Origin of the sequence: Photobacterium rosenbergii (assembly GCF_033022775.1) — a bacterium.
Lineage (GTDB): Bacteria > Pseudomonadota > Gammaproteobacteria > Enterobacterales > Vibrionaceae > Photobacterium > Photobacterium rosenbergii_A.
The window spans coordinates 124,876-147,316 of the sequence record NZ_JAWJZI010000004.1 but is presented as its reverse complement, the minus strand read 5'-3'; the positions used below and the strand labels follow the sequence as shown (position 1 = coordinate 147,316).

General features: G+C 46.9%; 16 protein-coding genes and 2 pseudogenes. 8 read left to right on the top strand and 10 right to left on the bottom strand.

The genetic code is table 11. The features are described 5' to 3' along the window. Positions 1-71 precede the first annotated feature (71 nt). Complete coding sequence (gene gltS / locus R2X38_RS11480; protein ID WP_317522375.1) at positions 72-1,268, top strand: sodium/glutamate symporter; 1,197 nt, start codon at positions 72-74, stop codon at positions 1,266-1,268. 51 nt (positions 1,269-1,319) lie between these two features. Here gltS and R2X38_RS11475 read toward each other — a convergent pair whose 3' ends face one another. From R2X38_RS11475 to R2X38_RS11465, 3 genes are all read right to left on the bottom strand, one after another. After that, entirely contained in the window at positions 1,320-2,666 is a 1,347-nt protein-coding gene (locus R2X38_RS11475) for a patatin-like phospholipase family protein (protein ID WP_317522374.1), read from the bottom strand. A gap of 678 nt (positions 2,667-3,344) precedes the next feature. Next, on the bottom strand, positions 3,345-6,398 hold the full coding sequence (locus tag R2X38_RS11470) for an efflux RND transporter permease subunit (protein WP_317522373.1): 3,054 nt from the start codon (positions 6,396-6,398) through the stop codon (positions 3,345-3,347). Beyond that, a complete protein-coding gene (locus R2X38_RS11465; RefSeq protein ID WP_317522371.1) occupies positions 6,398-7,489 on the bottom strand; it encodes an efflux RND transporter periplasmic adaptor subunit in 1,092 nt (363 codons plus the stop codon). Before R2X38_RS11465 ends, R2X38_RS11470 begins: the two co-directional genes overlap by 1 nt. Before the next feature lie 658 nt (positions 7,490-8,147). Here R2X38_RS11465 and R2X38_RS11460 point away from each other — a divergent pair. After that, positions 8,148-8,423, top strand: a complete 276-nt coding sequence (locus tag R2X38_RS11460) for a nitrogenase-stabilizing/protective protein NifW (RefSeq protein ID WP_317522369.1) — start codon at positions 8,148-8,150, stop codon at positions 8,421-8,423. A 60-nt stretch (positions 8,424-8,483) separates the two neighbouring features. On the opposite strand, the gene R2X38_RS11455 is transcribed toward R2X38_RS11460, so the two are convergent. Beyond that, on the bottom strand, positions 8,484-8,903 hold the full coding sequence (locus tag R2X38_RS11455; protein ID WP_317522368.1) for a universal stress protein: 420 nt from the start codon (positions 8,901-8,903) through the stop codon (positions 8,484-8,486). Between the two features lie 528 nt (positions 8,904-9,431). Between R2X38_RS11455 and R2X38_RS11450 the strand changes: the two genes are divergently transcribed. Continuing rightward, positions 9,432-10,835 carry a tryptophanase gene (locus R2X38_RS11450; RefSeq protein WP_317522367.1) on the top strand — a complete coding sequence of 468 codons (1,404 nt, stop codon included), beginning with the start codon at positions 9,432-9,434 and terminating at the stop codon, positions 10,833-10,835. A 162-nt stretch (positions 10,836-10,997) separates the two neighbouring features. After that, positions 10,998-11,564, top strand: coding sequence for a copper resistance protein NlpE (locus R2X38_RS11445; RefSeq protein ID WP_317522365.1), 567 nt, complete (start codon positions 10,998-11,000; stop codon positions 11,562-11,564). Between the two features lie 59 nt (positions 11,565-11,623). On the opposite strand, the gene R2X38_RS11440 is transcribed toward R2X38_RS11445, so the two are convergent. Then, entirely contained in the window at positions 11,624-13,462 is a 1,839-nt protein-coding gene (locus tag R2X38_RS11440; protein WP_317522363.1) for a hybrid-cluster NAD(P)-dependent oxidoreductase, read from the bottom strand. 264 nt (positions 13,463-13,726) lie between these two features. On the opposite strand from R2X38_RS11440, the gene R2X38_RS11435 reads away from it, so the two are divergent. Continuing rightward, the gene (locus tag R2X38_RS11435; protein WP_317522361.1) at positions 13,727-15,343 is read left to right on the top strand and encodes a methyl-accepting chemotaxis protein; all 1,617 of its coding nucleotides are present in this window, start codon (positions 13,727-13,729) and stop codon (positions 15,341-15,343) included. Positions 15,344-15,433: 90 nt separating this feature from the next. Here R2X38_RS11435 and R2X38_RS11430 read toward each other — a convergent pair. Continuing rightward, positions 15,434-15,583: pseudogene (locus tag R2X38_RS11430) on the bottom strand (thioredoxin domain-containing protein); the annotation flags it as partial. 662 nt (positions 15,584-16,245) lie between these two features. On the opposite strand from R2X38_RS11430, the gene R2X38_RS11425 reads away from it, so the two are divergent. The 3 genes and pseudogenes from R2X38_RS11425 to R2X38_RS11415 all read left to right on the top strand — a co-directional run. Continuing rightward, positions 16,246-16,878, top strand: coding sequence for a DUF3313 family protein (locus R2X38_RS11425; protein WP_317522360.1), 633 nt, complete (start codon positions 16,246-16,248; stop codon positions 16,876-16,878). 159 nt (positions 16,879-17,037) lie between these two features. Beyond that, positions 17,038-18,036, top strand: coding sequence for a phospholipase A (locus R2X38_RS11420; RefSeq protein WP_317522358.1), 999 nt, complete (start codon positions 17,038-17,040; stop codon positions 18,034-18,036). A 60-nt stretch (positions 18,037-18,096) separates the two neighbouring features. Next, positions 18,097-18,520 (top strand): annotated as a pseudogene (locus R2X38_RS11415) (hypothetical protein); the annotation flags it as partial. 192 nt (positions 18,521-18,712) lie between these two features. Here R2X38_RS11415 and trxC read toward each other — a convergent pair. The 4 genes from trxC to ahpC all read right to left on the bottom strand — a co-directional run bounded on the left by trxC (position 18,713) and on the right by ahpC (position 22,259). After that, positions 18,713-19,147 (bottom strand): thioredoxin TrxC, encoded by a 435-nt coding sequence (gene trxC, locus R2X38_RS11410; RefSeq protein WP_317522356.1) that lies wholly within the window; start codon positions 19,145-19,147, stop codon positions 18,713-18,715. A 163-nt stretch (positions 19,148-19,310) separates the two neighbouring features. Next, positions 19,311-19,508: a hypothetical protein gene (locus tag R2X38_RS11405; protein ID WP_317522354.1), complete on the bottom strand. Its 198-nt coding sequence runs from the start codon at positions 19,506-19,508 to the stop codon at positions 19,311-19,313. Positions 19,509-19,894: 386 nt separating this feature from the next. Continuing rightward, on the bottom strand, positions 19,895-21,487 hold the full coding sequence (gene ahpF / locus R2X38_RS11400; RefSeq protein ID WP_317522352.1) for an alkyl hydroperoxide reductase subunit F: 1,593 nt from the start codon (positions 21,485-21,487) through the stop codon (positions 19,895-19,897). 214 nt (positions 21,488-21,701) lie between these two features. Then, complete coding sequence (gene ahpC / locus R2X38_RS11395; RefSeq protein ID WP_317522350.1) at positions 21,702-22,259, bottom strand: alkyl hydroperoxide reductase subunit C; 558 nt, start codon at positions 22,257-22,259, stop codon at positions 21,702-21,704. Positions 22,260-22,441: the final 182 nt, after the last annotated feature.

Sequence of the window (22,441 nt, the reverse complement as noted above, 5' to 3'; positions counted from 1 at the left end):
ACTTTTGATATCGAGCGGGTTATACTGATTCTATATCTTCTCTTCTTTGAATATTTTTAGGTTGATAAGTTATGCAGACTGTTGTCATTGATGGTTTTGTCTCATTTACGCTGGCGATTTGTTTATTGTTTATTGGTAAATTTGCCACCATGCGGTTTGAAACGCTAAGAAAGTACAGTATTCCTGAGCCAGTCATCGGTGGCTTTACATGTGCAATTGCTGTTGCTGTTATTTATTACTTCTTTAATACCACGATTGAATTTGAGCTCGAGGCAAGGGATGCCTTATTACTGTATTTCTTTGCTGGTATTGGATTGAGTGCCAATATCAAAACCCTATTATCTGGCGGTAAGCCGCTTTTGATACTGACACTGCTGGCGGTGGTGTATATCGTTTTGCAGAATATTGTCGGTGTGAGCATAGCGTCCTTATTTGGCTTCGAACCTTTATTGGGCTTAATGGCGGGTTCTATTTCCTTGATTGGCGGGGTAGGAACTACCATGGCCTGGTCGCCAACCTTTGCAGAGATGGGCTTAGAAAGCGCCGCTGAAATCGGTATTGCCAGCAATACCCTCGGACTTATTTCGGCGTGTTTGGTCGGTGGGCCTATCGCTAACTACTTGATTAAAAAGTACCGATTGGAAGCCAATGCCGATCATCAATTGGATATCGGTGTCTGTCATAATGAAACCGTTAAGCTGGATCACTTCGGTTATCTTTACGCGTGGTTGATGCTCAATCTAAGCCTAATGCTCGGTTATTTTGTCGATATTGCGCTTGCATCGTTAGGTCTTCAGCTACCCATGTTTGTTGCTTGTCTGCTGGCGGGGATCATTATCGGTAATTTCAAATCGGTGGTGTTAAAGAAAAAAACCAGTAGGAGTGCCCAATTGGGCCAAAGCCTGATCTCAGATATTTGCCTGGGGATGTTTTTGACCATGGCCTTGATGGGGCTCCAGCTATGGCAACTGCAAAGTTCGGTACCATTCTTAAGCGTTGTGATGTTTTGCCAGGTGGCTCTATCGGTAGGATTTACGCTATTGGTGGTATTCCGCGCGATGGGTAAGAATTACGAGGCGGCAGTTATCAGCTCGGGTTTTGGTGGGATCACTTTAGGTTCAACGGCAACAGCCATTGTGAACATGACCGCGGTAACCCAACAGTATGGCGCTGCACATAAGGCTTTCATCATTGTCCCATTGGTGTGCGGCTTCTTCATTGATATTGCCAATGCGCTGATAATTAATGGCTTCCTGCAGTTTTTTTAGGTGTTTCAGCTAAATATGCCCAACATTATGGTGTTGGGCTTACATAAACACTTACCCTTCATTTCTTAATCTTATCAAACATTGTTTGATACTTTTTTCTAGTCCCAATTCTACCCGCTCCCAGTTAAATGATTTTATGTCCAACGCAAGGTTATTCGCCGGTATCGTCGCCTGCATTTCAGAGTTGTCTGGAAAACGGTGACTCCAATGATGTGGGTTCAGTCCTTGGGCATAACCGTAACAATAAATATGCTGCATGTAGTCTTGGTCAAAAGGAGCATGCTCTGGTGCATCCGGTACTTGATGATTGATGTAGGAAAGGTTAAATGTGGAGTTGGTTAGTTGGCTTTGCTTATATATTTGTACCAGGTTGTTGCGCCCTTGATGCTTTAGCATGGTTGATATGGAACGCCCTGTGATATCGGTAAGTCTTGGTTGCACGGGCTGCCAGACATTGCCAATACGGGAGTTATTGATTAACCAAATATGGCTTTCCCTTCTGTCTGATAGACTGATACCGAGCTCGGAAAATTGACTGTTTTCGACCATTTCAAACTGTTCAATGTCTAAGTCTTCTGGAATAAAAAATACCTGAGCGACCACTCCACCATCAACATGTAATTCATCGTATATAACACCATCGACCTCTACGGGAATGAGTACGGGTTCAAATAGGCCGGGTATTGATGCTGATGCGATAATGACGCTTTCGAATAGGTACTCTGCTTCTGCTCCATCTAGCATGGCTATCACACCCATATTCCAAATAACCGGGCGCTGCGAGTCCAGATCTGTTGTTTTTACTAAAAAAGTTCTGCCGCGCAAATGTTGCTCCTTTACTCTATCCATCATTTCGCGGTCAATCTCATCACGAACTAGAGCTTCAAACTTCGATGTGTCGAGCAAAGAGGGGCTGGAGAATAATTGCCAAAAATATCTTGTTTGGTATAGGTCTTCATCAGAGGTTTGTGTGTAAAATTCTTCAAGCTTATGGTTATAATCTTCGCCGAGGAATGCATACAAACCCAGTATTGCACCAGTGCTGATCCCTGTTACAAATCGATACTCGGGACGTTGACCGCTTTTAGTCAGCCCATTCATAAGGCCTGCGCCATACGCACCATTTGCGCCGCCACCCGAGATAGTTAGGTAATGTTGCGGCTTGAGTGTTCCCTCTTCATCGACAATAAGTGAACGGTCAAAAGAGTCACTTCTTTCGAGCTCAATAGCAAGATAGTCCTCTATCAAGAAGGGTTGATCACCCCAGGCTCTAATTTTTTGAGAATCGAATAACCGATCGCTAGACGATAGTTGTACTAAGGGGGCATTTCGGTGCATTTGATTGCTACAAGCAGCAATTAATGAGGCGAAAAGAAAGGTGATCAACGTTCTTAACATAATTAAAATAGGCCGAGTAAGCTGGAAACGATAAAGATTATTTAAATATCAGTTAAGCATGAATGTAAAACAAATCAATGGTTTTAAAATAAATTTTTGAAAAATGCGAATACATTAATCTTAATGGCTTACATAAGCCGATTTAGAGAAAACTAGTTTTGAAGCCCCCACCCAGAGGTAGTGACAAATGTTCAAGTATAAACAGGTGAAATGTAACTGCTTTAGCGCCCTGTTCTTCCTAGCTTTCCTGTTCAATGTAAGTGCTCATGAAGTTGAAAAACGAGCGCTCAATGGCGGCACGGGAACTAAGATTTTTTAATGGTATTGTATGTTTTCGGGATGCTTCTATAGTCGTCCACCCTCTCACCAAAATATCAAAGAGAGCATGGGTAATTGAATCCCAATTTTGTTTGTTCTGCCCATGACGCATTAGAAACATTTCATACATGTTCATCATATCCTCCAAAAAATCGAGTTATTTGATTGGGTAAGGGAAATCTTTCAGTATCTGTCTACTTTCTATTGCAAGCCTACAAATAAAACTTTAATCGAATGGCTATAGGATACTCACTGTTTATCTGTTCGCTCTATTTATTGAATATACTCTGGGCTTTTGGAATAAATAAAAAGCCTGAGCAATGCTCAGGCAGATTATTTTACTACTGGATGTCAGAGAGTTTATTCTGCTGTCATTGGCTTGATCTTAAAGAACAGCGCATAGTTCAACGGAATGACGACCAAGGTCAGTACCGTCGCAAACAGCAGACCAAACATAATGGTCACCGCCATGCTCTTGAAGAACGGGTCAATCAGTAATGGCGCGACACCAAGGATGGTTGTGGTTGCCCCTAATATCACTGGTCTTGCCCGGCTCATGGCCGCATCAATGATGGCATGGTAGGGCGCTTTACCCGCCCGTACCTCGTTGTCGGCCTGATCAACCAGTACTATCGCATTTTTCACCATCATACCGACCAAGCTCAGGAAGCCCAATGTAGCCATGAACTCAAACGGCGTCTGGAAGAGGATCAAACCAATGGCCACTCCAACAACCGCAAGCGGAACCGTCAACCAGATAACCAGTGCCTGGCGGATACCATTGAACATGAATACCACTGCCAACACCATCGCTGTGAATCCGTAAGGTGCCGATAGCATCAGGCCTTCATCGGCTTCTTTCGCTTCCTTGTATTCACCGTGCCACTCAAGCTGGTAACCCACAGGCAATGGCATGTTTTCGATTTCAGCCCTAATTGACTCGAACGCCGTTGATGTTAATACCCCCGAAGCAGGGTCGGCCTGTGCCATAATGGTCGGAATTCGGTCCACACGCCTTAGCATCGCATCCTGCCAGACCACATCGTTGGATTCGATCAGCTGGCTCAATTGGATGAAACTACCTGCTTTTGAGCTAAACACCTGGGTGCTTTCAATCGCATGTTGATGGTTGCGTTCATCCTGTGGTGCGCGCACAACAATGGGTACCAAGTCGTTGCCTTCGCGGTAAACACCTACCTGTCTGCCAGACAAGGTCTGCTCGATTGCGTTGTTCAACTCTTGGGTCGTCAAGCCGAACTGCTGCGTTTTCTCTGCTGAAAATACAGGGCTTAACACTGGCACCTGCTGCCTCCAGTCATCTTGTACCGCAATCAGGTTCGGGTTGTTGTGCATCAAGGTTTTTGCCTGCTCAGCCAATTGGCGAAGCACTTCACTATCAGGGCCTTTAAATGCCGCTTCTATTTTCTTACCGCCGCCTGGACCTAGCATGAACTTCCACACATTGATCGAGGCATCTTGGTAGCGATCGCCCAGTTCAACCTGTAGGTCGGCTACCAGCGCTTCGATAATGTTGTGGTCATCGACATCGACCAATAGTTGGCCATAACTCGGGTTTTCAGGTTCGGCAGAATACGTCAGCATAAAGCGCAGGCCGCCCGAGCCGATAAAGCTGATGGTATTGGTGACGCCGTCTTTTGCCCTTACGTCTTTTTCAATGTTCAGCATGATGCTTTCGGTGCGCGAGATGTCTGAGCCTTGTGGCAGGAACACATCAATCGCAAATTGTGCCCGCTGTGACTCGGGCATAAAGCCCGGAGGCACATAACCGAATGCTTTGACACCCATAACGAAAACCGCAATGACTACCATGATGCTGGTTTTTTGGTTGTTGAGCACTTTAACCAGTACCTTGTGGTACAGGTTGCTGACTCGACTCGGCTTGGCATTCACCTTTTTCGCATTGATTTTAATAAAGTCATGGCACAGCAATGGGGTAACGGTAATGGCCAATACCCAGCTCAAGAACATCGAGTAGAGGATCACCCAGAATAGTGAGCCGGCATATTCTCCCATGTTTGATGGTGACAAGCCGATAGCACTGAAGGCACAGATCCCAACAATAGTGCCGCCGAGTAGCGGCCACTTGGTTTCTTCGACGATTTCAGCAGATATTTCCTCACGATTAGCTTCCGGATTCTTCTGCAAGCGGGTCAGGATGCCGTCGGTCACTACGATGGCGTTATCAACCAACATTCCCAAGGCAATGATCAGAGCGCCCAGTGAGATACGCTGCATGGCAATGTCGTCTATGAGCATCACAATCAGGGTGCCAGCAACGGTCAACACCAGAACGAAACCGATGATGATGCCGGTACGCACACCCATAAAGAGCAACAAGACGACAAAAACAATGACAACCGCGGCAATCAAGTTATTGATAAAATCGGCGACTGACGCTTTTACCGATTCAGACTGAATTGACACATCATGCAATTCAATGCCTACTGGTCGCTGGCTTTCCAGCTCTGCAATGCGGGCAGTGACCGCGTCACCCATTTCAACAACATTACCGCCAGCGACATTTGAGATCCCAAGGCCAATCGCACGCATACCGTTGTAGCGCATCAGCACGGATGTCGGCTCCTGGTAGCCACGGGTAACCGTTGCGATATCACCAAGGCGCATAATGGTGTTGTTTTCACCGATACCAATTTGTAAGTTTTTCAGGTCATCAAACGTGCGCACGGTTGAGGTCGGCACCACGGCAACGCGCATGGACTCGGTTTCCAATGTACCTGCCACGGTGACAATATTTTGCTTTTGCAGCACTTGGTAGACTTGCTCAGCAGAGAGGCCAAACTGCTCCAGGCGGGCACTGGCAATCTCGACAAAAATCGCTTCCTGCTTTTCTGCCATGGTGGTGGTTTTCGAAACCCCGGGTACCAATACCAGCTCTCGCCTGAGCTCATCAACATAATCTTGCAGCTGCTTATCGGTGTAACCTTCACCGGTAACCGCATAGAACTGGGCAAAAACATCGGCAAAGTCATCGTTGACGATGGATGGCCCGGCACCCGGCGGTAGCATACGCTGGGCATCACTGATTTTCCTGCGCAGCTTATCCCAGACCTGCTGCAGCTCGGCATCGGTTTTAGAGAAACTGCGTTTGATTTCAACAGTAACTTCCGACATCCCTTGCTTGGAGACTGATGTCACTTCATTCAATTCTTGTAATGACTGTACCGCTCCCTCGATAACATCAGTGACCTCATCTGCAACTTCTTGTGCAGTGGCGCCTGCGTAAGGCGTCACGATGACGGCTTGGCGGATCACAAACTCAGGGTCTTCAAAGCGGCCAAGCTTGAGGTAGCTGAGGTAGCCCCCGATCAAGGTCAGGGCTATCAAGACCCAAACACTGGTGCGTTTCGCTAATGTGTAGCGAGCGATATTCATTATTTAGCCTCCATCAGAGTGGGTCTTACCGTCATGCTTTCAGAGAGGTTTGCAGTGCCTGCCACTACGATTTGCTCACCAACTTCTAAGTTGGCAGTGACTTCTACTCGGTTTCCTTTTAGCGTACCTGTCTTAATGAAGCGCTTTTCTAGCTGGTTTTCACTGTTTACTAACCACACATATTGATGGCCTTGGTTATCGGGGATTACCGCTGACAGTGGAACTGAAATAGAAGACGATACGGCTTGATTGTCTTCACCTGGGACAACCCTGACAATCATGCCCGGTAAAACTGTTGTGCCTTTGAGATCAACAAAACCCATTGTCACCTCGTAGGTTTGGGTAACCGGATCTGGCTTGGTTGAGTAGGTTTTCAATGCCAGTTCAAACTGCTTGCCTGATAACGCAGGAATTTGTGCCATCACTGTTGGTTGCTGCTGATCGTCTTTAAGCATCAGCCTTTCTGGAACATCGATGACCACCTCCATGTCTGATAGGTTATGGACCGACAAGACCGCTTCATTGGCCTGTACCAGCACATGGGTGTTGCGGTGCTTGCGGCTGATCATGCCGTCGAACGGCGCTAGCAGGCGAGTTTCTTCTAACCGGCGTTTAGCCTCATCCAAGCGGTGGTTGGCTAAACGAAAGCGAACTTCTATCTCTTCCAGTTGGCTCTTTGAGATAGCCTGGCTGGATTCAAAAATAGATTTGGCACGCTGGTATTCGGTTTGCGCATTGCGCATCTCAACCCGTGCTGCGTTTAGGTTGGATTCCGCGTCTTTAGGGTCAAGCCTTGCAAGCAGCTCGCCTTTCTTCACTTCATCGCCTTCCTTAACCAATATCTCGACCAGGCGGCCAGATACCCGAAAAGAAAGATCGGCACGCTGCGAGGCTTGAACGGTGCCGCTTAGGCTTAATTCTGAATGATTGGAGAAGGTGACAATTTCCGTCATAGCCGGACGTACCACATCAGCCTTTATTTCTGATTCTGGCTCTGAATTACACCCTGTTAAAATGACAGTGGACAATGCCAAGCCAATGGCGATTTTGAATAGCTTATAATTCGGCATGGTTAGTCGGGGTAATGGCATTGCTAATATCTCCATTGTGATTAAGTATTCTCTTTTACTTTTAATCTATTGTTGAAATTGAAAAAAGTTTTTTGCGGATTATTGTGATATGGGTAATGATAAGTTTCATGCATGGTAGATACTATGTTTAAGAGATATTCAAATTTGGCTAGGCATGCCTTCACTTTAAATTGCTTTTTAAACAATGGTTTACTGGTTTTTTTTGGGTGTTATAACTGTGGTGGTTGGGTTATATGTGTGGTGGCAGTCCTTGCCGCTATTGCTTGTGTTGGGTTTGGCTTTGAGGTCGGCGTTGATAGTGTGGGTTGAGAAAGGCTAGAAAGAAATAAGGAACTTTAATAGGTGGCTACTTAGGTCGACTCGGATAATAGTAATAATGAGTAGTGCCCAGAAAAGAGACTCAAAAATTAAATACCATTTTACCATGTTGATACTCCTTTATTATACCTATTAGTACCTGAACGTTATTATTGCCCTAAGTGTTTTAACCAATATGGTTGTTGTCATGAGGGAGTGTAATGAAGAAATGAAAAGGCTGCGATGTTTAAGAGATATTCATATTTGGGTTTAAGAGATACTCATATTTGATATGGCGGCTTACCTTAGCGTAAACTGTCGCTAACATCTCTCTTGTGTTGCCTTAACGCTGGAAAATTTGATGAGCCAGAACGATATCCTGCAAAAAATAGCCACCTTTACTTCAATAGAACAGGCGCTGGAGTACTTCGACATTGACTTCGATAGCAAGTTTATCAATGAGTACCGTACCCAGCTGGTTAAGCGCTTTAATGGCTACCTGTTGATTTCAAAACCGGATGACTGGTTCTCTGCCCGCCGGGCACTGAAAAATGCTTACTGCAAAGTGCAGCGTGGCCGGTTGGATCCGCATACCCGATCTGCGTGCAGAGGGTGTACCTCGTGTCAGCGCCGATAAAAAGCCGAACCAGCAGGGGAAGACTGATCCGGCCAGGGGATTAATATCCTGTTGCCAGAGTTAGATTGGCACGACAAGGATATCAACAGGGGATTTATTGATCAGGTGTTTGGAGTAAGAAATGATATTGCTCCAGAAGTCATGGTGATGGCCGCAGATGATCAGCTCCACCCCGTTGTCTTGGATAATCCCCTGTAGTTTGCTGCTCAAGTCACCGGTACCTACCAAGAAGTGTTTGATGGGATAGTCGGTATTGGTTTCGAAGGTTTTGAGCTTCGCCATTTTGGCTTCGCCCAAAGGGTTTTCGTTGGGGGTCTTCTTGATATCAACCAGTTCTGGGTAGATCTCCCCGTGAGTGCCGTCAATGTGGACAAAAGAGACCTCTGCATTGAGTAGCTTTGCTAGAAAAACAGCTCTATCAATTAGCACATTGGTTTCTTCGGTTAGTTCAAGTGCAACTAGGATATGTTTGTATTTCATCACGCCGCCCTCCTGCTGAATAAAAATATCCTATAACCCCAGCATAGTTCGGGTCAGAAAAAAATAGTGTCGAAGATGTCTCAGAATGGCTAAAAGGCATATAATTTATTGATATGTAATACAATAGTGCTGCGTTGTGATATGCGATAAGTTATCACTGATTCATCAACTGTGATTTTCATGAATTATTACCTTTGTCACAGCACTGTCAGCAGGAGTTTGGGTATGCTGAGAATTGTCTATAATCAAGTGACGTTATAGGCATTATGTCCCCTGTTTATTTGTGAAGGAAAGCAAATATGACCTGCCAATCTGCTGTGGTGACGCCAGACATCACCTTGATGATGTCGGCATGGTTTAACCAAGACTTCCGCCTCTCTAACGACTTCCCTGCCTAGTCTCTTTGCTCGGGCTTTCCGGGCCATTGTATCCATGTAAACCGATGACATCAGTGTGACTTCCACACCGTTGAACTATTTGTATTTCGCCGCTGGCAGATGACTGTACGTGGCACTATTGGAGAAAGAGATGAAAAGGATCCCAGAACCATTCCGTATCAAGATGGTAGAGCGTATTCGGATGACGGATGAAGAAGACCGTCGTCAGGCGTTAATCGAAGCGGGCTATAACCCATTCATGCTTCGCAGCGAAGATGTCTATATTGATCTGTTGACCGACTCGGGTACCGGGGCGATGAGTGATAACCAGTGGGCAGGGTTGATGATGGGGGACGAGGCCTATGCTGGTAGCCGCAACTATTACAATCTCTGCCAGGCGGTTAAGCACTTCTTCCGTTACAATTTGACCGTACCGGCCCATCAGGGGCGAGGCGCCGAGCAAATTCTGTTTCCATGCCTGATAGAGCGGATGCGTAGCGTCAGGGGAGGAACAGATGCAATTTTCCTTTCCAACTTCCACTTTGATACCACCGCCGGTCATATTGAAATGAGCGGCGGTAAGGCAATTAACCTGCTGACTGAAAGTGCATTCCATACGTCGACATATGACGACTGGAAAGGCAACTTTGACCTCGAGAAGCTCGAAGCGGCGATTGAGAAATATGGTTCGATAAACATTGCCGCCATCATTACCACGGTGACCTGCAATAGCTCGGGGGGCCAGCCGGTCGCGATGGAGAACATGCGGGCGGTGTATGAACTGGCGCAGAAGAATGATATTCCGGTAGTGATTGACTCTGCCCGATACTGTGAAAATGCGTACTTCATCAAGCAGCGTGAAGCGGGCTATGCGAATAAATCTATTTTGGAAATCATCCGCGAGATGTACCAATACGGCGATATCCTGACGATGTCGGCGAAAAAAGATCCCATGGTCAATATCGGGGGCCTGTGCTGTATCAAAGATCATGAAGGTCTGTTCCAGGCAGTGAGGACCCGTTGTGTGCCGATGGAGGGCTTTGTCACCTATGGCGGCATGGCCGGGCGAGATATGGAAGCCTTGGCGCGGGGGCTTTATGAGGCCGCTGACGAGGACTTCCTCCATTACCGGATCAGCCAGGTCAAATACTTGGGTGACCGTCTGCGCGAGGGCGGCGTTCCCATCCAGTATCCGACCGGTGGCCATGCGGTGTTTGTCGATGCCAAGAAGATGTTACCCCATATTCCTTCTCACCAATTTCCGGCCCATGCCCTGTGCAATGAGCTTTATCTCGAATCTGGTGTCAGGGCGGTGGAGATTGGCTCGCTGCTGATGGGGCGGGATCCGCTAACCGGCAAGCAGAAAGATACGGCGTTGGAGCTGATGAGGCTGACGATTCCGCGGCGGGTTTATACCAATGATCATATGGACTATGTCGCTGATGCACTTATTGCCGTTAATCAGCGGGCGGGTGAAATACGAGGTCTGGAGTTTGACTACGAGCCGCCGGTACTGCGTCACTTCACTGCCAGGCTAAAACCGGTGTCGGACTAATTACGGTAGTCACAAAAGCACCATATAGATGGGATAACCACCGTGAGTCATCGGTTTACGGTGGTTTTGACGTATCTCTAACGTAGCGATGACGCTGCGCCCACAATCATAGCGCTAAAATATATACCAAGTTTTATGAGAATGCTCATTAAGGATATCAAAATGAAAAAGACCTTACTTGCACTGGTTGTGGCTGGCTTCGTACTGGCGGGATGTGATCAAAAAGCCACACCGGAATCCCCATCTCAAACAGAGACCGATGCTGCTGTGGTGGTTGAAACCCCAACCCAAGCTGGTGGTGCTTCAACAACAGAAACACCGGTGACCTTGCCAGAAGTGGAGCAAGAGGAAGCTGTTCCAGCACAACTCCCTGAAGTGACACAGCCTGTAGCCGATTCGGCTCACAGCGCCCGCAATGCACTGGATTGGAATGGTACCTATACTGGCATCCTGCCTTGTGCTGACTGCGAGGGCATCAAGACAGAGCTGATCGTAAAAAAGGATGGTACGTTTATCCTGACCGAGGTGTACCTGGGCAAGGAAGACAATACCTTTGAATACGAAGGCTCGTTTAACTGGAACACCGCAGGTAACACTATCGCCCTTCCGGGGGCAGGTGATGATGTCGTGCAGTATTTTGTTGGCGAAAACCAGCTGTTCCGCCTCGACAAAGAAGGCAATCGCGTAGAGGGCGACTTGGCAAGCCATTACGTATTGCGTAAGCAGTAACAACCAATGAAGAAACAGCCACCGAAAGGTGGCTGTTTTGTCTTGTACGTATCGAAAGTCTAGTCGACAAGCTCAACATCTGTTTTTGGTACGCAGCAACAGGCGAGTACTTTGCCTGACTCCTTCTCACCCGGTAGCAAGGCTGGGACATCGGGTTGATCCACTTCGCCAGATTCCAACGTCATTTTGCACGCCCCGCAGAATCCGGCACGGCAGCTGTTGGAGACATTGAGGCCAGCGGCTTCAGCCTGCTCAAGCAGCGTCTTTTGGTTATCGCCACTGAACAAATTACCGTTGATACTGATAGTGACTTCTTTGGTTGTATTGATTTCGCGAGTGAGTGGTCCAAAGGCTTCTTGATGGTACTGCGCTGCATCAAGGCCCGCTTCCAGCATCAATGCTTTGGCATCGTCCATGAAGCGGTTCGGGCCGCATACAAATACCTGGCGTTCGCACAACGCATCCAGCTGCTCGAGGTGCACAGCCTCAAGGCGTCCGGATAAACCGCGCCAGTTTTTGTCAGGCCGGCTGAGGGCGATCATCACTTTAAGCTGGGGGAATTGCTTTTCTAGCTTCTTAAGCTCATCAAGGTAAGGAATATCCGCTTGGCTGCGGCACTGGTGGTAGAAAATGACATCACGCACTTGGTCATGGTCGGCCAGGTAGCGCAGCATCGAAATCATTGGTGTTACACCGCTTCCAGCAGACAGTAACAATAGCTTGTCGGTGTGGTGGCCTAAGTGGAAGCTACCGTCTGGCTGCTCGGCGACTAAAGTGTCTCCGACTTGAAAGTGGTCATGCAGCCAATTGGAAATGCGGCCATCGTCAACCCGCTTTACCGAAATCCCAAACCGGCCCGGTCGAGACGGGCTGGAGGACAGGGTATAGCGGCGGGCGACGTACTCCCCATTGATTTCGACCTGTATCGGCAGGTGTTGTCCCGGTTGGTAAGTCGGCAGTGATTGCTGCTTGGCCGGTTCCAGCCAGAATGTACAGAAATCACGGGCGATCTCTTCACGCTCGACACAAGTTAGGGTAAGGGATTGCGTTCCGTTATCGGGGTAAATTTCTTTGGGTTTGGTCTCGAGAACTTCAACTTTGTCACCCGACCTGATCAAACCTTCGTTAAGGGCAACCAAGTTCTGGCCGAAGTACACCTCGCCACTGCCGTCTGAGCGGAAGGAAGACAGCGTATTGAGCGGTTCTTTCAATTGATTGAATTCGCCAGTAGCAGGATCAACCGTGGTTAGAATGCAGCGAGAGCAAGGCTTCACGGCTTCAAATTCCACGTCACCAATGCGGATACGCTTCCAGCCATCTTCGGCAAATGGTTCGGTACCTGAAACAACAAGATTGGTACGGAACTGATCCATGGTGTGGTGCTGTGGGCTTCGGGCATTGAGAGCATCCAGTGATGCCTCACTGATGATCAGCATCGGATAGCCATCAGCAAAGCTGACATTTTGGCTGATTTTGGCTCTTAGGCGTTGGGACTGCTCGCCGGTAAATAGTAGCTGGACTGGCTCGCCAATGATTGTGCTGAACCAGTCGTCGGCGGCTTTGGTAGTGAGGTAAGCATTGAAGGTGTCCTTCCATACAGTCGCTTCAGATTCGGTCATCGCAAAGTCGCTGTACTGCAGTTTCAATGATGGCTGCTGCGGGTAGCTAAGCACCAAGCCATTGGATAATAGTGCCGCTGACACTTTGACCAGTTGCGGATGTTTTCTTGCCGTAATCATGCTGCCATCAGGCCGGGTAACCATGAAGCGGCGGTCAAAGCTTAAACCTTGTTGCTCTACCCAAGCCTGGGATTGGCTAATACCGGCAATCGATTTAACCGGGAAAACGTTTATTTGGCTTAACGCCGGATTTTTGGCTGATTGGCTCACAGTTATCATCCTTGTGTCGTTATTCTTTGTTCGGATGGCGCCATTCTACCAAATTGCTTTTTGCAAAGGTGCAAAATTCATTCAATATATTATTGAGATTCTCGCAGTAACTAAGCACTTAATTGTTTCCACCTCGAATTTGTGCTTTGCAAATTTATACTTATTTACAATATCGCCTTTTAAGATTATGAAAATTATGAATGTTTGTAAGAAATGAGTTTGTTTGGTCGTTCATAATAACTGGAAAATTAAAATGTAACTAAAGAGGGAACTATGAACCTACTTCGGCATTATGGGGTTAGAGCCAAATTATTGTCACTGATCGCCATTACGGCCATTTTAATGCTTTTTAGTACAGTATTTCAGGCTAATCAGAGCTTTCAGAGTGATATTGCAGATCGCAAGGAATCGATGCAGGAGCAAGTGAAAGCGGCCATTTCCTTGGTGCAATATTATTCGGATAAATACCCGCTTGATTTGGACTTGGCCCAGCAGGAAGCCAAGTCGGCGCTCTCAGCAATGCGTTTTGATGGCGATAACTATTTTTGGGTGATCGCTACCGATAACTCGCTTGTTATGCACCCGCTTCGCCAGCAGCAGGAAGGCCAATCAATGCAGGCGGTAACGGATGCCTCAGGCAAGCAGCACTGGCTGGAAATGACCACCATTGCTCGCCGTTCTGGTGCGGGGTTCTTGGATTACGCCTGGATTGCACCGAGCGGTGAGGTTTCCGAGAAAATCTCCTATGTCGAGAACTTTGCCAAGTGGGGATGGGTTGTAGGTACAGGCGTCCACTTATTGGATATCGAAGAGCGTTTCTTTGACGGCATTGTATTCCAACTGGGTGTAAGTTTGGCTTTCATCGCACTCTTGGTAGGGCTTGGGGTTTGGATCAGCAATGACATCAGCCAACCGCTCCAGCAGTTGACAGAACGGGTTCGTAAACTAGAGCGGGGGGATTTGACCCAGAACTTCTCCATGGATCGTATGGATGAAATCGGCCAGATTGCAGATGCGTTGCATCGGGCTTCTTCTGCAATGCGTACAACACTGCAAGCTGCTAGTCAAAATGCTGAGCAGTCTATCAGCATGGCAGGCACCATCGCCGCGGCCAGTGAGCAGTGTGCCCAGTCTATTACTGAGCAGAACCAGCAACTTGCCCAACTGGCTACTGCGATGGAAGAAATGAGCGCTACGATTTCTGATGTGGCTCAGAATGCCGAGACGGTATCGACGTCTACTGCAGACATTAACTTCCAAGTTGAAGCAAGTAACCAGCGGATGCTGCAGGCGATGGCTGCAATCCACTCTGTGTCAGAAGGTATCGCAAACTCCGATCAACGGGTAGAAGAGCTCAAACATGGTGTGGAAGAGATTGGTAATGTCACCCAAGTTATCCAAGGGGTGTCAGAGCAAACCAACCTGTTAGCACTTAATGCAGCGATCGAAGCTGCCCGTGCAGGTGAGCAGGGCCGTGGTTTTGCCGTGGTTGCTGATGAGGTGCGCAACCTTGCCAGTCGCACCCAGCAGTCAACCATCGAGATCCAAGAAACCATAGATAAGCTAACCGAAAGTACGCTCAATACCGTTAAATCGATGGCAGAAAGCACCGAGCAAACACAATACAGTGTTGAGCATACCGAGCAGGTTCAAACCGAACTGAAACGTATTGCCGGCTTAGTGACTGAAGCCAATGACATGATCATGCAGGTGGCGACCGCCGCTGAGCAGCAGGGAGCGGTAACCGAGGAGGTTAACAATACGGTTAACCTTATTCATACCGCTACCGATGATATCAACAAGGCCGCCCAGCATTTGGCTTCTGAAAGCCAGTCGTTGAGTGAAGCGGCTGCGACTTTGGGTGATCAGCTCAAGCAGTTTAAAGTGTAAATTACCGCGGCTCCTCACTACCTTCAATTAATAAAGCTCTAGTCTACAGGCTAGAGCTTTTTCTTTTTTATGACCTGTTTTATCGACTTCTTTAGTCAGTGCCTGATTTAACCATTGATCAAATTGCCCTTTAGGCAATGCACCATTAATGGTATCGACCATCTGGCCATTCTTGAACACCATAATTGTCGGGATGCTGCGGATACGGTATTGCGCAGCCAGAGCTTGTTGGTGCCTTGTCATCATGAGAGGCTTAGTAAACCCTCCGGCTATTTACCTCTACAAGGAGTTCGTTGACTTCAGGGAGTCAATCAACGGCCTGGCAGCACTGGTTGAGTCCGAGACTGACGTACCCTGAACTCTGGCGCACTGTTCCTGTTCACCAACAAGCAGCGTGACAAATTAGCACCTAGAAAAAGCCAAGTTCAAATGGCCTGTCAGAGAGAAAACAGGTGTTTACCCTCAGCCAATTTGAACTGGATAGACTGCTTGCCGGCTTCATGATTATTGGCCGTAAACCAATCAAAACACACTATTATACAATGATTTAAACTCTATAACAGTCTGATATGTCAGGAGGTTTGGCAACCATTTTGATATAATAGTAGCTATAAAAATGACGCCTGAAGTTAACCCTGACAGCCAAGATGTTGCTGTCCTCCAAGCGATGGGAAGGCAGCTTATGGCTGAACAACAAGTACTACCTAGTTAAGTGTATGGAAGAGTTAGCTCAACCAAAACCTGATCTCGACTCTTTTCTTCCATGGAACTTCACTTATTAATACTCGTCCCCCGTGGGCTCATCGGGCGCATACTCAATAAGTATTTTTTAATAACCTAAACAACCGCGTACTGAATGAAAATACCTCAAATAATTAACGTCAAAACTTAGGAGATAAGTTATGAATAAAACTCTACCGATAATGATAATTCCGCTTATGGCCGTACTTGCAGGCTGTGGTGCACAACCCACCGACGTTAAACAGGATTACCAAATCATCACAAACGCAGATGGACTAACGAAAACCGAGGAGAACAACGGCAGCATATTACTGATTAGGGAGGGGGCTCCTGCGCTTAACGAATACAATCGATTCATTATTGACCCAGTTCAAATCATCTATTCTGACCCAAATATGGACGACCTTTCGCCCAAGCAAGTGGCTCGAATGCAGCAGTACCTGCAAGATGCAGTTATTACGCAGCTTAGAGATGGTGGCTACCAAGTAGGCACAAAAAGCGCACCTTCTACGATGAGAATTACGTTTAAGATTTCTGGTTTAAAAGCGCCTTCAGCAGCCGCTAACATCACCAGCGCATTAGCCCCTTTTGCCATTAGTGTCGGAGAAGTGACTATTGAGTCAGTATTTACGGAAGCCAGCTCAAACCGCATCGATGCCATTTCAGTAATGAGCTCAAAAGGCTCTCGCTTTATGAATGCCACACCATGGTCAACATGGGCAGATGTAGAAAGTACATTTGATCAGTGGGCAAAATCTTTCCGCGAATCTCTTGATAAAGCTCACCAAGAATGACAACAAGTGACGTACGGTTATGCCCTTAGCCATTACGAACCGTGTGAAAAAATGATCAGCCATTGGGCGAAGATTTGGCTGATCGTTTAGATCTTGTGTTACTACTTTGGTCGTTTAAAGCGATCTCTAGTTTCAGCAACTATAAAGAGGGATGTAACAATGTTTAAACGGAGTCGTTTCGCTGTAGTAACCTTGCTAATAGGAAACAATGTTGGAATTTCTCATGCTCATAACGATAGCATCAATGAGTGCCTATTGAAGCGCCTTCAATCTGCTGGCAATGATGTCACCGTGGGAGAACTCAATCGTATGTGCAAGGAAGAGCTCGAGTTAGCATCCCAGAAACCTAGCGAGCTGCGAGCACAGGCTCCTAGTGATGATCGTAATAGCGTAGTTGAGATTCGTCGTGAAGCTGATTTAACCATCCGCGAGTCTAATTTCGTCATATCAACCTATAAGCCTAACTATTTAATAGTCTCCTATGACAGCTCCCCAAATAATGCATCATTTAACGCTCCTGAAGGAACATTTGATGAAGAAGAAATTAAGTTCCAGGTAAGCTTTCAGATACCCATTGCGACTGAGCTATTTGATGGCGATACCGACTTGATGTTTGCCTACACCAGTACCGCTTGGTGGCAATTATTTAATGAAGATATTGACAATCCATTTCGTGAAACCAACTATGAACCTGAAATATTTTTCAATCATATTGCCAACGCCGATGTATTCGGTTTGAAACTGACGGATTGGAGTTTCGGTATTAATCATCAGTCAAATGGACAATCAGGTGAGTTATCCAGAGGCTGGGACCGCCTTGTTGGTACCGTTGCATTTGAGATAACGGATGATTTTGTTATCGGTTTGAAAGCTTGGCATATTTTGCGCACTCAAGATCGAAACACAGATATCGAAAGATATATGGGGTACGGTGAGATTGGGCTCGGTTGGGCACCTAACCGAAATACTTTTACGGCATTGTATAGGCCTGCAACTGAAGGTCATGCAACTCAGCTAACTTGGAGTTACCCTGTAAGTGAATATCTGCGGGTGTACGCGCAATACTGGAATGGCTACGGTGAGAGCTTGCTTAATCAAAGGGTGCGAACTGAGCGCATTGGTCTAGGTATTGCACTTAATGATGTTCTTGAACGGTAAGGGACCGTCTGAATGATGGTGTCCCGCTCTGAGATAAGTTGACATATTGGAGACTTATCGATGAACACATCAAAGATAAAACAAACACAGCCTGATTACACATTAGGCTTTAACTCGCTGTTGTTGCTCAGGTAGAAAAAGGCGAGATGACCTACAAACCCGCCCAAGCCGACTATGGCATTCAGGGACGAAGCACTGTTCTTGTATGGCTAAAAAAGCATGGTGAGTTAGATTGGTCGAAGCCAATTGAGCACTTTCCTACTATGCCTAAATCAAAAGAAACGCCAGCACAGAAGATTAAGTGCCTAGAAAAGGTCCTTGCCGACGCTGAATTAAAGAACATAATTTACGGCGATATGGTGGAAATCCTTAAAAAGAACACGGAATAGACTTGAAAAACGAGAACCTGTTGGTCAAGCCAAGGAAGAACTACCCCAAGACTACGAACAGCAAGCACTGGCTCAGGAAGCACCCAAACCTCTTATCTTAAAGGAGCTTATGGTTTTAGTGAAAGAGTCGATATCGATATTACAACGACTTAAGACCGCATACGATCCTGGGGATGAGAACCCCTAGTCCCGAGTGAAGTGCATGAAAAAGCCAGCAGGGATACCTACTGGCGACATAACAAGCGTCAACCTATTTTAGGACTAGACAACGACCTGTTTTTATCGACTTATTTAGTCAGTGCCTGATTTAACCATTGATCAAATTGCCCTTTAGGCAAGGCACCATTAATGGTATCGACCATCTGGCCATTCTTGAACACCATAATTGTCGGGATGCTGCGGATACGGTATTGCGCAGCCAGAGCTTGTTGGGCTTCGGTATCAATTTTGACAAAGCGTACTTCGCCGTTTCGCTCTTTGGCGACATCTTCAAAGATAGGGGCAAATCCCACGCATGGGTTACACCAAGGGGCCCAGAAATCAACCACAACTGGTTTATCGCTCTGGATAAGGGAAAGAAAATTATCAGTCGTACCTTCAATAGGCATACCGTCCAGTAAGCGATCCTTACAGGCACCGCAGTTTGCGATATCGTTCACTCGCTCCGTAGGAATACGGTTCATGGCCTTGCAGTGAGGACAGCGGGTAGTCATTGTAGTCATAATCGGGTTCCAGTAAGTTTTGTTTCTTACTAATTTAACGACTACCCAAGTATATGCAAAGCAGGATTAACAGATTGTATTGATAGAAATAATCTATCGGTTAGGTTTACCTCAATGTTTACGTCGATATTTGTTGTTAGTTATTCATTAGTGAGTAAAAGGCTTAGTGGATCAGCCCAAGTTCCTTAGCTTCCTCGATAGATAGGCCACTGGCTCGAATGTCGCGAAGCATCTCAATACGGCGGCGCGCTTCTGCCTGCTGGCGTTTGTTTTGGGAGATGTGTGAAGCCGTTTCGTCTTTGAAATCCCACTTTGAAGACACATCAGACATTTCATTGTGATCGATAGAATTGATAGACACATTAACCTCCTGAAGAACCTCTGCGTCGAAATCAACTTATCTTTATCAAACGATTTTGCCGACGTTAAGACGTTAAAATCCAGTTTGTGACACATCCCAAAATTGTGCAAAAACTATGAAAACTTGCTTTTCTCCTTACTCAAACAGGGGTACTGTTGATGGTTCCACTCCCGTAAAAAAATACGTTGTCAGATCACTTTTTTAAATCGACTATATTCCCCCACTGGCTCAGCAATTTTATGCTTATTGGTAGTTTGATAATTAACCAATCAAGTGGTTGTTTATTGGCGATTTTGTCGATGATTTGGATTTAAATCCTTATCTCTCCGCCACATTCGAAAGCCTCGTCAGACGACGAGGCTTTTTCGTAGGCGCGGAAAGACACCTTATGCTGTCTCAGCAACCTTTGTTGGAGCAGGGTTGCGGATGAGGTAATCAAATGCCCCTAGGCTTGCTTTGGCACCTTCCCCCATGGCGATAATGATTTGCTTGTAAGGGACAGTGGTCACATCACCTGCGGCAAATACCCCCTTCATCGAGGTTGCGCCGTGTGCGTCGATTTCGATTTCACCGCGAGGAGAAAGATCTACTTTAGTTCCTTTCAGCCACTCACTGTTTGGCATCAGACCGATTTGGACGAAAATACCCGCTAGTTCGATTTGCTTCAGTTCGTCGGTATTGCGGTCTTTGTATTCAAGACCGGTTACTCGGTTACCGTCACCCAGCACTTGTGTCGTCTGTGCCATCTTGATGATGTCGATATTCGGCGTTGCGTTTGCTTTATCAATCAGAACCTGATCGGCTCGCAGTGTATCGGCAAATTCGAGAACCGTGACATGCTCAACGATACCGGCTAGGTCGATAGCCGCTTCGATGCCAGAGTTACCGCCGCCGATCACGGCTGTCTTCTTGCCTTTGAACAATGGGCCATCACAGTGCGGGCAGTAAGCAACACCTTTATTGCGGTATTCTTGTTCACCCGGTACGTTCATCTCACGCCAGCGAGCACCTGTGCTGGTGATAACAGTGCGCGCTTTCAATACCGCACCGCTTTCTAGTTCGACATGGATGTAACCATCAGCTGTTTCTTCTGCGTCGATGATGTTCGCTGTGCGCTGCTCAGTCATTACCTCGACGCCGTATTCTTTCACGTGCTCTTCCAAGCTAGCGACTAGCTTAGGACCGGTTGTCGCTTTTACTGAGATAAAGTTCTCAATCGCCATCGTATCCATAACCTGGCCGCCGAAACGCTCAGCCACGACACCTGTACGAATACCTTTGCGGGCGGCGTAGATAGCCGCTGAAGAGCCTGCAGGGCCACCGCCAACAACCAGTACGTCAAACGGCTCTTGCTTGCTGAGGCTTGCCGCCTTCTTCTCTGCAGCACCGGAGTCCACTTTGTTGAGGATTTCTGCCAGTGACATACGGCCTTGGCCAAAAAGCTCACCGTTAATGAACACACTTGGCACGGCCATGATGTCGCGAGATTTCACTTCGTCTTGGAATGCTGCGCCGTCGATCATGGTTGTTTTAATTAGCGGATTGATAGCTGACATCATATTGAATGCTTGTACTACCTCGGGGCAGTTCTGGCACGATAGTGAAATAAAGATCTCAACGTTCAGCGGTTGGCTGAGTTCTTTGATTTGCTCAATGGTTTCGGTATCAAGCTTAATGGGGTGACCGCCACTATGAAGCAGGGCAAGTACCAGAGAAGTAAACTCGTGTCCCATCGGCAGGCCGGCAAAGCCAATCGCCGTGCCTTTTGCTTGGTTCACCACCTGCATGATTGGCTGGCGCGAGCTGGCACTGTCATCGCGTGTTACGTTAATTTTGTCTGTTAGCGACGCGATATCATCTGCTAAAGCCCGAAGCTTGTTAGCGGTGTCGCTGTCATTAAGGCTAAGTACAAGTTGTACATCTGTTTTTAGGTTTTCTAGGTATGCTTTAAGCTGCTGCTTCATTGCTTGATCTAACATAATCGTGCCTACTCTTAAATTCTGTTTTTGGTATCGACCAATACCTTCTTGCTTTAAAGGAATGTAAAAAGGGGGCGCAAGTCGGCAAACATTTTGTGGGGTGGATTGTTTTTTGGATGCGGATAGCTTGTTTGGGGGCGGCACGCCCCAGCCCTTTAGGAGGAAAGCCAAAGCGTGCCTGTCAAACTGAATAGTGTCCGCTATTCAGTAGATCTTAGATTTTACCAACTAGGTCTAGAGATGGTGCTAGAGTCTCTTCACCTTCTTTCCATTTTGCTGGGCAAACTTCACCTGGGTTAGCGGCTACGTACTGTGCAGCTTTTACTTTGCGAAGTAGGTCTTCAGCGTCACGGCCGATACCTTCAGCAGTGATTTCCATCGCCTGGATAACACCCTCTGGGTCGATTAGGAAAGTCGCACGGTCTGCAAGACCCTGACCTTCACGCATTACGTTGAAGTTGTTAGTGATAGTGCCAGTCTGGTCACCTACCATGAAGTACTCGATAGTGCCGATCTTGTCTGAAGTGTCGTGCCACGCTTTGTGAGAGAAGTGCGTGTCAGTTGATACTGAGTAAACCTCAACGCCACGAGATTGAAGCTCTGCGTATTTCTCTTGAAGGTCAACAAGCTCTGTTGGACATACGAAAGTGAAGTCTGCTGGGTAGAAGAAGAATACGGCCCACTTGCCTTTAACGTCCTGTTCTGTAATTTCTACGAATTCGCCGTTTTTGAATGCAGTCGCCTGGAATGGTTTGATTTCTGTATTGATCATGCTTTAACTCTCTTTCTCATTTATTCAAAGTTGACGCTGTCCCGCGTCGATGGAGATATAATGCATTGACCCCGAAAAATTGGGAAATTGGACGTTCCAATTGATTCGATAGGTAAAATCTATTCGAAAAATGAGTTTGTTATAGAATTTCGATTGGCATGAGTAGCATAGATTTCAAGAAT